At 66.5% G+C, this 12,337-nt stretch carries 11 protein-coding genes; 9 read left to right on the top strand and 2 right to left on the bottom strand.

Annotated features, from left to right (window positions below; all coding sequences use genetic code 11):
* Positions 1–5 precede the first annotated feature (5 nt).
* The 3 genes from eda to X946_RS26810 all read left to right on the top strand — a co-directional run bounded on the left by eda (position 6) and on the right by X946_RS26810 (position 2,747).
* Entirely contained in the window at positions 6–632 is a 627-nt protein-coding gene (gene eda / locus X946_RS26820; protein WP_038754224.1) for a bifunctional 4-hydroxy-2-oxoglutarate aldolase/2-dehydro-3-deoxy-phosphogluconate aldolase, read from the top strand.
* A gap of 219 nt (positions 633–851) precedes the next feature.
* Positions 852–2,213, top strand: coding sequence for a GntT/GntP/DsdX family permease (locus X946_RS26815; protein ID WP_038754221.1), 1,362 nt, complete (start codon positions 852–854; stop codon positions 2,211–2,213).
* Between the two features lie 12 nt (positions 2,214–2,225).
* Positions 2,226–2,747 (top strand): gluconokinase, encoded by a 522-nt coding sequence (locus X946_RS26810; RefSeq protein ID WP_038754218.1) that lies wholly within the window; start codon positions 2,226–2,228, stop codon positions 2,745–2,747.
* Positions 2,748–2,852: 105 nt separating this feature from the next.
* Here X946_RS26810 and purB read toward each other — a convergent pair whose 3' ends face one another.
* Together purB and X946_RS26800 are read right to left on the bottom strand one after the other, a co-directional pair.
* Positions 2,853–4,241, bottom strand: coding sequence for an adenylosuccinate lyase (purB, locus tag X946_RS26805; protein ID WP_038754525.1), 1,389 nt, complete (start codon positions 4,239–4,241; stop codon positions 2,853–2,855).
* Between the two features lie 106 nt (positions 4,242–4,347).
* Positions 4,348–5,757, bottom strand: a complete 1,410-nt coding sequence (locus tag X946_RS26800) for an MFS transporter (protein ID WP_038754215.1) — start codon at positions 5,755–5,757, stop codon at positions 4,348–4,350.
* Positions 5,758–6,236: 479 nt separating this feature from the next.
* Here X946_RS26800 and X946_RS26795 point away from each other — a divergent pair, with 479 nt between their 5' ends.
* The 6 genes from X946_RS26795 (at position 6,237) to X946_RS26770 (ending at position 12,115) form a co-directional block, all read left to right on the top strand.
* Positions 6,237–7,187 carry a LysR substrate-binding domain-containing protein gene (locus X946_RS26795; protein WP_038754212.1) on the top strand — a complete coding sequence of 317 codons (951 nt, stop codon included), beginning with the start codon at positions 6,237–6,239 and terminating at the stop codon, positions 7,185–7,187.
* Positions 7,188–7,476: 289 nt separating this feature from the next.
* On the top strand, positions 7,477–8,781 hold the full coding sequence (locus tag X946_RS26790; protein WP_038754209.1) for a Glu/Leu/Phe/Val family dehydrogenase: 1,305 nt from the start codon (positions 7,477–7,479) through the stop codon (positions 8,779–8,781).
* A gap of 218 nt (positions 8,782–8,999) precedes the next feature.
* A complete protein-coding gene (locus X946_RS26785) occupies positions 9,000–9,893 on the top strand; it encodes a glutamate/aspartate ABC transporter substrate-binding protein (protein ID WP_038754206.1) in 894 nt (297 codons plus the stop codon).
* An 82-nt stretch (positions 9,894–9,975) separates the two neighbouring features.
* Entirely contained in the window at positions 9,976–10,716 is a 741-nt protein-coding gene (locus X946_RS26780) for an amino acid ABC transporter permease (RefSeq protein ID WP_038754203.1), read from the top strand.
* Positions 10,716–11,393: a glutamate/aspartate ABC transporter permease GltK gene (gene gltK, locus X946_RS26775; RefSeq protein WP_038754200.1), complete on the top strand. Its 678-nt coding sequence runs from the start codon at positions 10,716–10,718 to the stop codon at positions 11,391–11,393. Before X946_RS26780 ends, gltK begins: the two co-directional genes overlap by 1 nt.
* The gene (locus tag X946_RS26770) at positions 11,390–12,115 is read left to right on the top strand and encodes an amino acid ABC transporter ATP-binding protein (protein ID WP_038754197.1); all 726 of its coding nucleotides are present in this window, start codon (positions 11,390–11,392) and stop codon (positions 12,113–12,115) included. Before gltK ends, X946_RS26770 begins: the two co-directional genes overlap by 4 nt.
* Positions 12,116–12,337 lie beyond the last annotated feature (222 nt).

The following is a 12,337-nucleotide window of genomic DNA, read 5'->3' as shown; positions in this document are numbered from 1 at the left end:
CATTGATGAAGACGATTGGCGAGATCGTGAAGCTGGGCCCGGTGATTCCGGTGCTTGCATTCGATTCGGTGGAACAGGGCGAGCAAGTGTCGCGCGCGTTGCACGCGGGCGGCGTGAAGGTGCTCGAGATCACGCTGCGCACCGCGGCCGGGCTCGAAGCGATCAAGCGCGCGAGCGAGCTCGCCGACGACATCGTCGTCGGCGTCGGCACGATCACGAAGCCCGAGCAGTGCGCGCTCGCGAAGCAGGCGGGCGCGAAGTTCGGCGTATCGCCCGGCCTCACGAAGGAGATGCACCAGGCGGCCGTCGACGCCGGCCTGCCGCTTCTGCCCGGCGTGATGACGCCGACCGATATCATCGTCGCGCTCGAGCTCGGCTACGAGATCGTGAAGTTCTTCCCGGCGCAGCAGGCGGGCGGCGTGCCGATGCTGCAGGCGTTCCACGGCCCGTTCCCGGCGCTCAAGTTCTGCCCGACGGGCGGCATCACCGCCGAGACCGCGCCGAACTTCCTGAAGCTGCCGAACGTCGTGTGCGTCGGCGGCTCGTGGCTCACGCCGAAGGCGGCGCTCGCCGCGCAGGATTGGGCCGAGGTCACGCGCCTCGCGCAGGCGGCGAGCCGCCTCGCGCGCTGAACGCCGCCGAGCGCATGCCAGCGGAAACCTTCGAACGAAACAATCGATCTGGTTGTTTTTACGAGGGTTTTTGCCTATGGAACCGGTTCTATCGCGGCCCGTTAAACAAAAGTAAAATTCAGCGTCCCGACGGGCGGTCAGCCGCCTCGTTTCGGAGACCTGCATAGTCGGGCGCGGCTCGCCGCGCCCGGCCCGATACATCCCAAGGAGGAGTGCTACATGGGGGCTGTCCAAGGCAGCATGCTGCTGATTTACACCGTGATCGCGATTGCGGTGCTGATCCTGATGATCGCGCGCTACAAGGTGTATCCGTTCCTCGTGCTCATCATCGTGTCGCTCGGTCTCGGCCTCGTGGTCGGCATGCCGATGGACAAGATCGTGAAATCGTTCGAGGCGGGCACGGGCGGCACGCTCGGCCACATCGCGATCGTCGTCGGTCTCGGCACGATGCTCGGCAAGATGATGGCCGAATCGGGCGGCGCCGAGCGGATCGCGACCACGCTGATCGACTGGTTCGGCGAGAAGAACATTCACTGGGCGATGATGTTCGTCGCGATCATCGTCGGCTTGCCGGTGTTCTTCGAAGTCGGCTTCGTGCTGCTGATCCCGATCGCGTTCAACGTCGCGAAGCGCACCGGCAAGTCGCTGCTCGTCGTCGGCCTGCCGATGGTCGCGGGCCTGTCGGTCGTGCACGGCCTGATTCCGCCGCACCCGGCGGCGCTCCTGGCCGTTCAGCAGTACGGCGCCGACATCGGCAAGACGATCGCCTACGGCCTCATCGTCGGCGTGCCGACCGCGATCGTCGCCGGCCCGCTGTTCGCGCTCACGATCTCGAAGTTCGTGAAGCTGCCGGAAAACAATCCGCTCGCCGCGCAATTCGTCGAGACGCACGCGGCGGGCCAGCAGCGCGAGCTGCCGGGTTTCGGCATCACGCTGTTCACGATCCTGCTGCCCGTCGTGCTGATGCTCGTCGGCAGCTGGGCCGATCTCGTCTTCGCGCCGAAGTCGCTGCCGAACAGCCTGCTGCGCTTCGCCGGCAATTCGGACGTCGCGCTCCTGATCGCCGTGCTCGTCAGCTTCTTCACGTTCGGCAAGCTGCAAGGCTTCAACCGTGACCAGATCCAGAAGTTCTGCGGCGAATGCCTCGCGCCGATCGCGGGCATCACGCTGATCGTCGGCGCGGGCGGCGGCTTTGGCGGTATCCTGCGCGACAGCGGCATCTCGCAGCAGATCGTCGCGACCGCGACGCACGCAAGCCTCTCGCCGCTGTTGCTCGGCTGGTTCGTCGCGGCGCTGATCCGTCTCGCGACGGGCTCGGCCACCGTCGCGATGACGACGGCCTGCGGCATCGTCGCGCCGATCGCGTCGGCGTCGGGCGTCGTGGTCAAGCCGGAGCTGCTCGTGCTCGCGACGGGGTCGGGATCGCTGATCTTCTCGCACGTGAACGACGGCGGCTTCTGGCTGATCAAGGAATATTTCGGGATGACCGTGGGCCAGACGTTCAAGACCTGGACGCTGCTCGAAACGATCATCTCGCTGCTCGGTCTCACGTTCACGCTGTTGCTGAGCGCGGTTCTGTAACAAGGGGTAGTCATGATTCTGATCGCAATGGGCGTGTCGGGCGCGGGCAAGTCGCGGATCGGCGAGATGCTCGCCGAACGCCTGTCGTGCAGCTATACCGACGGCGACGCGTTTCACAGCGCCGCCAACAAGGACAAGATGCACCGCGGGATTCCGCTCACCGACGAGGACCGCTGGCCGTGGCTCCAGTCGATCCGCGACGCCATCGAGGCGAAGCAGCGCGCGGGCGAGACGGCCGTGTTCACGTGCTCGTCGCTCAAGCGCGCGTACCGCGATATCCTGCGCGGCAACGATCGCGACGTGCGCTTCGTCTATCTGAAGGGCTCGTTCGACATGCTGCGCGAGCGCCTGAAGACGCGCACCGGGCACTTCTTCGATCCGTCGCTGCTGCGAAGCCAGCTCGAGACGCTCGAGGAGCCGGGCCCGGACGAAGCGATCGAAGTCAGCATCGAATTGACGCCCGACGAAATCGTCGATCGCGTGATGAGCCAACTCGGCGGCGCGCGGCAGCAACAGCAGCAACAGCAGCAATGACCGCGCGCGGCCGCGTCGCGGCCGCCGCCGTGCGTCGCCGAGGCTCGGCGGCGAAAAGAAAAGGCGCCCCGCGGGGCGCCTTTTGCATTGCGTCGACGACGCGCGTTACGCGATGCGCTGCGCCAGCTCGACCGCCTTGCCGATGTACGACGCGGGCGTCATCGCGAGCAGGCGCGCCTTCGCGTCCTCGGGAATCGCGAGCGTGCCGACGAACTGCTGCAGCGCGTCGCGCGTGATGCCCTTGCCGCGCGTGAGCTCCTTCAGCTGCTCGTACGGATTCTCGATGCCGTAGCGGCGCATCACCGTCTGCACCGGCTCGGCGAGCACTTCCCAGCAGTTGTCGAGGTCTTCGTTCAGGCGCTGCGGGTTCACTTCGAGCTTGTCGAGGCCGCGGATCAGCGAATCATACGCGAGCAGCGAATAGCCGAGCGCGACGCCCATGTTGCGCAGCACCGTCGAATCGGTCAGGTCGCGCTGCCAGCGCGACACCGGCAGCTTGTCGGCGAGGTGGCGCAGCGTCGCGTTCGCGAGGCCGAGGTTGCCTTCCGAGTTCTCGAAGTCGATCGGGTTGACCTTGTGCGGCATCGTCGACGAGCCGATTTCACCGGCCTTCGTCTTCTGCTTGAAGTAGCCGACCGAGATGTAGCCCCACACGTCGCGGTCGAGGTCGAGCAGGATGGTGTTCGCGCGCGAGACCGCGTCGAACAGCTCGGCCATGTAGTCGTGCGGCTCGATCTGGATGGTGTACGGATTGAACGTGAGCTTCAGGCGGTTCTCGATCACGTCGCGCGAGAACGCTTCCCAGTCGAACTCCGGATACGCGGAAAGATGCGCGTTGAAGTTGCCGACCGCGCCGTTCATCTTGCCGAGGATCTCGACCTTCTCGATGCGCTCGATCGCGCGCGCAAGACGCGCGGCGACGTTCGCGAGCTCCTTGCCGAGCGTCGTCGGGCTGGCCGGCTGGCCGTGCGTGCGCGACAGCATCGGCTGCTCGGCGTGCGCGTGCGCGAGCGCGACGAGGCGGCCGTGGACCGTGCGCAGCGCGGGCACGATCACGTGCCGGCGCGCGCCGGCGAGCATCATCCCGTGCGACGTGTTGTTGATGTCCTCCGACGTGCACGCGAAGTGGATGAACTCGCTCGCGCGCTCGAGCTCGGCCTGGCCTTTGACCGATTCCTTCAGCCAGTACTCGACGGCTTTCACGTCGTGGTTCGTCACGCGCTCGATTTCCTTGATGCGCGCGGCGTCGTGCGCGGTAAAGCGCTCGACGAGCTGCAGCAGGAACTGCTCGGCCGCCTCCGAGAAGCGCGGCACTTCGGCGAAGCCGGCGCGCGACAGCGCGATCAGCCAGTGCACCTCGACGGTGACGCGGTGGCGCATGAAGGCGGCCTCGGAGAGCCAGTCGCGCAGCGCTTCGGTCTTGCTGGCGTAGCGGCCGTCGATGGGCGAGAGCGCGGTGAGGGCGAAAAGGGTATCGGGACGGGTGTCGGACATGATCGGGCGAGGCTTGCGGCCGCGGTTCAAACGTGAAGGGGGAGAACCGCGAATTTTACCATCGGCGCGCGGCCGCCCGGCCGCCGCGCGCCGTCGTCGAAAATGCTCAGTCGCCGACGCGGGCGGCGCCGCCGATCGGCATCGCGCCGGAGGCCGCCGCCGGCTCGGCCGCGGCGAGCTCCGGCGCGGCCCAGCGCAGCCACTGCGCGCGCAGCATCGCGAGCGCGACGAACGCGCAGGTCGAGAGCGCGCCGAACGTCGCGAAGCCGAGCTGGTAGCTGCCCGTGCTTTCCTTCGCGATGCCCATCACGACGGGCAGATAGAAGCCGCCGATGCCGCCCGCCGCGCCGACGATGCCGGACAACAGGCCCGTCTTGCCCTTCCAGCGGTGCGGGACGAGCTGGAACGTCGAGCCGTTGCCGAGGCCGAACGCGACGTACAGGCACACGAGAAGCGCGATCCCGCCCGCGAGCGGCGGCATCACGGCCGCGAACGCGAAGTCGGCGGCGGCGATCACGGCGAGGATGACCATCAGCGCGCGCACGCCGGTGATGCGGTCGGCGAGGTGGCCGCCGAACGGGCGCACGATCGCGCCGAGGAACGCGAGCAGCGACATGAAGAGGCCCGCTTCGATCTTCGGCATCTGGTAGAGCGTCGTGAGGAGCAGCGTCACGTACGACGACATCCCGACGAAGCCGCCGAACGTGATGCTGTAGATCAGCATGATTACCCACGTGTCGCGCTCGGCGAGCACCGAGCGATAGCGGCCGGGCAGCACGGCGATCGCGAGGAGCGCGCCCATCACGGGGAGAAGCAGCACGCCCGTCTTGCCCGCGCCGAACACGCCCGCGTGCACGGCGAGCACGAGCGCGACGAGGCCGACGAGCGTGAACACGAACGCGCCGAACGCGCGCTTCGCGCTGCCCGATTTCTCGCCGCGGTCGTCGGCCCACGCGAAGAGCGCGAAGCCGGCGATCGCGAGGAGCGGCAGCGCGGCCGCCGTCGAGAACTTCCAGCCGAGCGCGGCGGCGATGTGCGGGAACATGAAGCCGTCGAGCACCGCGCCGATGTTGCCCGCGGCGGCGAGGCCGAGCACGAGGCCCTGCACTTTCGGCGGATAGCTGCTGCCCGCCATCGGCAGCGCGACCGCGAAGCTCGCGCCGCCGATCCCGAGGAACACGCCGAGCACGAGGAGCAGCGTGTACGACGGCGTGCCGGGCACGAACGGCAGCACGACGGCGGGCAGCGCGGACAGCAGCACGCCCATCAGCGCGATGCGCCGGCCGTTGGCGGACTGGTAGAGGTTGCCGAGCGTCACGCGCAGGATGGCCGCCGCGAGCACCGGCACAGCGACGAGAAAGCCCTGCTGCGCGGCCGTCATCGCGATGTCCTTGCTGATGAAGGGCGCGAGCGGGCCGTACAGCACCCAGACGGTGAAGCCCGTATCGAAGTAGAGGAAGCACGCCAGAAGCGAGCGCCAGTTGCCGCTTCGGAGGGAGGTGCGCAGAGTATCCATCGGTAAAGCCTCGCGTATGCCGGACGACGGCGGATGGTGGAAAAGGGGCGACGGGCCGCTGCGCGGTGCGCGGGACAGGCCGACGCGCAGTTCCGCAAGCTTCATGCCAATGAAGTGCATGTTTTGTTCCAAACGGCGCGAACGAACGCCGCACAAGGCCGGCGGGAAAAACGGCGTTGCCGGCGCTCGGGTGCCGACGCGCGACGGCGCGACGCCCGCGCGCACCGGCGGCAGGCGCTCGCCGCGGCGCGCGGCACCGCGCCTGTGCGTGCGCGCGGCGTTGGTGCGGCGCGGAAAGTGTGAAGAATCAAGCACGTGGAGACGCGCCCGGGCAGGCGCCGGGCTGCTTGCCGCAGCGAAAGCCGAGGCGGACATGCATCCGCGAGCGCCGTCGGCCGGTGCGCCGGCGCGGCCGACGCCTCCGGCCGCTAAAATGCGTGCTTCTTCCCTCGCATTCGCTTTGCGCAGCAAAGGCACGCATGGAACTCAAATGGCTCGAAGACTTCGTGTCGCTCGCGGAAACGCGCAGCTTCAGCCGCTCGGCCGAGCTGCGGCACGTGTCGCAACCCGCGTTTTCGCGCCGAATCCAGGCGCTCGAGGCGTGGCTCGCCACCGAACTGATCGATCGTTCGGTCTATCCGACCCGCCTCACGCAGGCGGGCCAGGTGTTCTATGAACAGGCGCTCGCGATGCTGTCGCAGGCGCACGAGGCGCGTACGCTGCTGCGCGGCCACGTCGGCGCGCCCGTGCCGACGATCGAGTTCGCGGTGCCGCACACGCTGTCGCTCACGTACTTTCCGCGCTGGCTGCAGCGCATCGAGGCGAAGATGGGGCCGGTCCACACACGGCTGCGCGCGCTGAACGTGCACGACGCGGTGCTGTCGCTCGTCGAGGGCGGCTGCGATCTCGTGATGGGCTACCACCACCCGAGCCACCCCGTCGCGCTCGATCCGGCCCGCTACGACATGCTGACGCTCGGCGTCGAGCCGATCAGCCCGTTCTCGGCGCCCGGCCGCGGCGGGCGCGCGCGCTACGCGCTGCCCGGCACGGCCGATGCGCCCGTGCCGTACCTGTCGTACACGCCGAACGCGTACCTCGGCCGGATGACCGAGGTGATCATCGCGAACGCGCGCTCGCCGCTCTTTCTCGACAAGGTCTACGAGACCGACATGGCCGAGGCCCTCAAGGCGATGGCGCTCGCCGGGCACGGCGTCGCGTTCCTGCCGCACAGCGCGGTCGAGGACGCGGTCGCGAGCGGCCGCCTCGTGAAGCTCGGCCGCGCGGCGAAGGGCGGCGCGGAGCCGTTCACGCTGACGATGGAGATCCGCCTTTATCGGGACAAGCTCGCGGTGCAGGGCGACGAGCCGCGGCAGAAACTCGTGCGCGCGCTCTGGGACGTGGTGCGCGAGGAGCTCGGCGCGGCGGCCTGACGCGGCGGCCGGGCGCGGCATCTCCGGCGCGACGCGGCAATCGCACGCCGTTGCCGCACCGCCCGCGCGGCGGGAGCGCCGCGCCCGCCCATGCGAGCGCGCGCCGGCCGCGCACGAAAGCTGCCGCGGCGAATCGCATCGGGATTGCAGCCGTTCGAACGGCGAATGCGCGGTTTTTCGCGCAAAAGCCCGATCATGCACGAAACGCATAATCGAATAAGCAAACGGCATTGGATTTCGAAATTCGGTTTTTCGACAATGTGCGCATTCTTCGACCGTTGGAGATTCCATGTCTTCGCAACCGCAGTCCCCGTCCGTCACGCAGTCCATTCCGTCGTACCTGCACGCGGACGATCTCGGCCCCTGGGGCAACTATCTGCAGCAAGTCGACCGCGTCGCGCCGTACCTCGGCTCGCTGTCGCGCTGGATCGAGACGCTGAAGCGCCCGAAGCGCATCCTGATCGTCGACGTGCCGATCGAGCTCGACAACGGCACCGTCGCGCACTTCGAGGGCTATCGCGTGCAGCACAACGTGTCGCGCGGCCCGGGCAAGGGCGGCGTGCGTTACCACCAGGACGTGACGCTGTCGGAAGTGATGGCGCTGTCCGCGTGGATGTCGGTGAAGAACGCGGCCGTGAACGTGCCGTACGGCGGCGCGAAGGGCGGCATCCGCGTGGACCCGCGCAAGCTCTCGCGCGGCGAGCTCGAGCGCGTGACGCGCCGCTACACCAGCGAAATCGGCATCATCATCGGCCCGAATACCGACATTCCCGCTCCGGACGTCAACACGAACGAGCAGATCATGGCGTGGATGATGGACACGTACTCGATGAACCAGGGCCAGACGGCGACGGGCGTCGTGACCGGCAAGCCGATCTCGCTCGGCGGCTCGCTCGGCCGCAAGGAAGCGACGGGCCGCGGCGTGTTCGTCGTCGGCTGCGAGGCCGCGAAGAAGCGGGGGCTCGAGATCAAGGGCGCGCGCATCGCGGTTCAGGGCTTCGGCAACGTCGGCGGGATCGCCGCGAAGCTGTTCCAGGAAGCGGGCGCGAAGGTGATCGTGGTGCAGGATCACACGGGCACGATCTACCAGCCGGCGGGCGTCGACACCGTCAAGCTGCTCGATCACGTCGGCCGCACGGGCGGCGTCGCCGGCTTCGAGGGCGCCGAGCCGATGCCGAACGACGAGTTCTGGACCGTCGAAACCGAGATCCTGATCCCGGCCGCGCTGGAAAACCAGATCACCGAGAAGAACTCGTCGAAGATCCGCACGAAGATCGTCGTCGAAGGCGCGAACGGCCCGACGACGACGGCCGCGGACGACATCCTGAGCGCGAACGGCGTGCTCGTGATCCCCGACGTGATCGCGAACGCGGGCGGCGTGACCGTGTCGTACTTCGAGTGGGTGCAGGACTTCTCGAGCTTCTTCTGGACGGAAGACGAGATCAACCACCGCCTGGAGCGCGTGATGCGCGAAGCGTTCGCCGGCGTGTGGGGGGTCGCGGAAGAGCACAAGGTGTCGGTGCGCACGGCGGCGTTCATCGTCGCGTGCAAGCGTATCCTGATGGCGCGCGAAATGCGCGGCCTGTACCCCTGATCGACGGGTTTCGATCGATCTGCGGCGAGGTTCGATGAGCTGCGCCGTGATGCATTCGCGGGCGGCACCGGTTTCGGTGCCGCCCGCGTGCGCATGCGCACGCCGGACGCGCTCCGGAACGCGCACGCCGCCCGGTCAAAAGTGTGGTTAACAACCATTACTTTCATAAAAATTACTTTGATAAACTGGCGCGGGTTTTCGCCAAGGAGATGACAACGATGAAATTCCCGAAAGCAATGCTGATGGTTGCGGCGCTGAGCACTTTTGCCGGCGGCGCCATCGCCCAGGAAACGGGCACGCTGAAAAAAATCAAGGATACGGGCGTGATTGCGCTGGGGCACCGCGAATCGTCGATTCCGTTCTCGTACTACGACCAGAATCAACAAGTGGTGGGGTATTCGCGGGACTTCCAGATGAAGGTGGTCGACGCGGTCAAGAAGAAGCTGAATCTGCCGAACCTGCAGGTGAAGAACATTCCGGTGACGTCGCAGAACCGCATCCCGCTCGTGCAGAACGGCACGGTGGACATCGAGTGCGGCTCGACCACGAACAATCTCGATCGCCAGAAACAGGCGGCGTTCTCGGACACGATCTTCGTGATCGGCACGCGCCTCATGACGAAGAAGGATTCGGGCGTGAAGGACTTCGCCGACCTGAAGGGCAAGACCGTCGTGACGACGGCGGGCACGACGTCCGAGCGTCTGCTGCGCGAGATGAACAACAAGAGCCAGATGGGGATGAGCATCATCAGCGCGAAGGATCACGGCGAGTCGTTCCAGACGCTCGAGACGGGCCGCGCGGTCGCGTTCATGATGGACGACGCGCTGCTCGCGGGCGAGCGCGCGAAGGCGAAGCAGCCGGGCGAGTGGGTGATCGTCGGCAAGCCGCAGTCGCAGGAAGCGTACGGCTGCATGATGCGCAAGGACGATCCGGCGTTCAAGAAGGTGGTCGACGACGCGATCGCGCAGGTCGAGAAGTCGGGCGAGGCCGCGAAGATCTACTCGAAGTGGTTCGAGAATCCGATTCCGCCGAAGGGCTTGAATCTGAACTTCCCGATCTCCGACGAGATGAAGAAGCTCTACGCGAATCCGAACGACAAGGCGCTCGACTGAGCGGGCGGGCGTTCGAGCTAACAAGCGCTGACGAAACGGAAGAGGCACGGCTTCTTCCGTTTCTTTTTGTTGGAGTCTGGCTATGTCCTACCACTGGAACTGGGGCATCTTCCTGAGCCCCGTTTCGACGGGAGAACCGACGACCTATCTCGGCTGGCTGATGTCGGGATTCTGGGTGACGGTCAAGGTGTCGCTCGTCGCGTGGGTGATCGCGCTCGTCGTCGGGTCGCTGTTCGGTGTGCTTCGCACCGCGCCGAACAAGTGGCTGTCGGCGATCGGCACGGTCTACGTATCGATCTTCCGCAACATTCCGCTCATCGTGCAGTTCTTCGTCTGGTACCTCGTCGTGCCCGAATTGCTGCCCGCGTCGATCGGCACCTGGATCAAGCAGCTGCCGCCCGGCACGCAATTCTTCACCGCGTCGATCGTCTGCCTCGGCCTCTTCACGGGCGCGCGCGTCTGCGAGCAGGTGCGCTCCGGCATCAACGCGCTGCCGAAGGGCCAGCGCGCGGCCGGCCTCGCGATGGGCTTCACGCAATGGCAGACGTACCGCTACGTGCTCCTGCCCGTCGCGTACCGAATCATCGTGCCGCCGCTCACGTCCGAATTCCTGAACATCTTCAAGAACTCGGCCGTCGCGTCGACGATCGGCCTGCTCGATCTGTCCGCGCAGGCGCGCCAGCTCGTCGATTACACGGCGCAGACCTACGAATCGTTCATCGCGGTGACGCTCGCCTACGTGATCATCAACCTGATCGTGATGGCGTTCATGCGCTGGGTCGAGAGCAAGTCCCGGCTGCCCGGCTACATCGGAGGCAAGTGATGCATCAGTTCGACTGGAGTAGTATTCCCGGCGCGCTGCCGGCGCTCTGGACGGGCGCGATCGTCACGTTCGAGATCACGCTGCTCGCGATCGTGGTCGGGATCGTCTGGGGCACGCTGCTCGCGCTGATGCGCCTGTCCGGCGTGAAGCCGCTCGCGTGGTTCGCGCAGGGCTACGTCACCGTGTTCCGCTCGATTCCGCTCGTGATGGTGCTGCTGTGGTTCTTCCTGATCGTGCCGCAGGTGCTGCAGGGCGTGCTCGGCCTGTCGCCGACGATCGACATCCGGCTCGCGTCGGCGATGGTCGCGTTCTCGCTGTTCGAAGCCGCGTATTATTCGGAGATCATCCGGGCGGGCATCCAGGCGGTGCCGCGCGGGCAGGTGAACGCCGCGTTCGCGCTCGGCATGAACTACGCGCACGCGATGCGCCTCGTGATCTTGCCGCAGGCGTTTCGCGCGATGGTGCCGCTTCTGCTCACGCAGGCGATCGTGCTGTTCCAGGACACGTCGCTCGTCTACGTGATCAGCCTTGCCGATTTCTTCCGCACGGCCGCGAACATCGGCGATCGCGACGGCACGAGCGTCGAGATGATCCTGTTCGCGGGCGCGTGCTATTTCGTCGTGTGCTCGGTTGCATCCGCGTTGGTCAAAGGTCTCCAGAAAAAGGTCACAAGATGATTTCCATTAAGAACGTGTCGAAGTGGTACGGCCAGTTTCAGGTGCTGACGGATTGCACGACGGAAGTGAAGAAAGGCGAGGTGGTGGTCGTGTGCGGGCCGTCGGGCTCAGGCAAGTCGACGCTCATCAAGACCGTGAACGGTCTCGAGCCGTTCCAGCAGGGCGAGATCCTGGTCAACGGCCAGTCGGTCGGCGACAAGAAGACCAACTTGTCGAAGCTGCGCTCGAAGGTCGGGATGGTGTTTCAGCACTTCGAGCTGTTTCCGCACCTGTCGATCACCGAGAACCTGACGCTCGCGCAGATCAAGGTGCTCGGCCGCGGCAAGGACGAAGCGGCCGAGAAGGGGCTCAAGCTGCTCGATCGCGTGGGCCTCAAGGCGCACGCGCACAAGTATCCGGGGCAACTGTCGGGCGGCCAGCAGCAGCGCGTCGCGATCGCGCGCGCGCTGTCGATGGACCCGATCGCGATGCTGTTCGACGAGCCGACCTCCGCGCTCGATCCCGAGATGATCAACGAGGTGCTCGACGTGATGGTCGAGCTCGCGAAGGAAGGGATGACGATGATGGTCGTCACGCACGAGATGGGCTTCGCGAAGAAGGTCGCCCATCGCGTGATCTTCATGGACAAGGGCTTGATCGTCGAGGACGACCGCAAGGAGGATTTCTTCGCGAATCCGAAATCGGATCGCGCGAAGGATTTTCTCGCGAAGATCCTGCATTGATCGCGAGGGCTGCGCCGCGCGAGCGCGCGGCGTCGCTTTCGATGCGCAGAAGGCCGTCCGGCGAACGTCGGTCGGCCTTTTTTGTCGGCCGCTCGCGTCGGGCCGAAGGCCGGGATCGGTCTTGAGCGGAGTTCGGTGGAAGCGGTGCCGGCGTGCGTGTCGCCGGGCGGCGCCGCGCGCCGCGGTTCGGACGCTTCAGCGGCGCGACGCGCCTGCATCGAA

It is taken from the genome of Burkholderia sp. ABCPW 111, from assembly GCF_000773065.1.
GTDB classification, from domain to species: Bacteria; Pseudomonadota; Gammaproteobacteria; order Burkholderiales; family Burkholderiaceae; genus Burkholderia; species Burkholderia savannae.
The sequence above is the reverse complement of the archived record's forward strand: the minus strand, read 5'-3'. Positions and strand labels throughout refer to the sequence as shown.

Excerpts from the sequence above, each read along its gene's own strand:
- X946_RS26815 (WP_038754221.1), top strand. The coding sequence starts at position 852 with ATGGGGGCTGTCCAAGGCAGCATGCTGCTGATTTACACCGTGATCGCG.
- X946_RS26790 (WP_038754209.1), top strand. The coding sequence starts at position 7,477 with ATGTCTTCGCAACCGCAGTCCCCGTCCGTCACGCAGTCCATTCCGTCG.
- purB (WP_038754525.1), bottom strand. The coding sequence starts at position 4,241 with ATGTCCGACACCCGTCCCGATACCCTTTTCGCCCTCACCGCGCTCTCG.
- X946_RS26810 (WP_038754218.1), top strand. The coding sequence starts at position 2,226 with ATGATTCTGATCGCAATGGGCGTGTCGGGCGCGGGCAAGTCGCGGATC.
- gltK (WP_038754200.1), top strand. The coding sequence starts at position 10,716 with ATGCATCAGTTCGACTGGAGTAGTATTCCCGGCGCGCTGCCGGCGCTC.
- eda (WP_038754224.1), top strand. The coding sequence starts at position 6 with ATGAAGACGATTGGCGAGATCGTGAAGCTGGGCCCGGTGATTCCGGTG.
- X946_RS26780 (WP_038754203.1), top strand. The coding sequence starts at position 9,976 with ATGTCCTACCACTGGAACTGGGGCATCTTCCTGAGCCCCGTTTCGACG.
- X946_RS26785 (WP_038754206.1), top strand. The coding sequence starts at position 9,000 with ATGAAATTCCCGAAAGCAATGCTGATGGTTGCGGCGCTGAGCACTTTT.
- X946_RS26795 (WP_038754212.1), top strand. The coding sequence starts at position 6,237 with ATGGAACTCAAATGGCTCGAAGACTTCGTGTCGCTCGCGGAAACGCGC.
- X946_RS26800 (WP_038754215.1), bottom strand. The coding sequence starts at position 5,757 with ATGGATACTCTGCGCACCTCCCTCCGAAGCGGCAACTGGCGCTCGCTT.
- X946_RS26770 (WP_038754197.1), top strand. The coding sequence starts at position 11,390 with ATGATTTCCATTAAGAACGTGTCGAAGTGGTACGGCCAGTTTCAGGTG.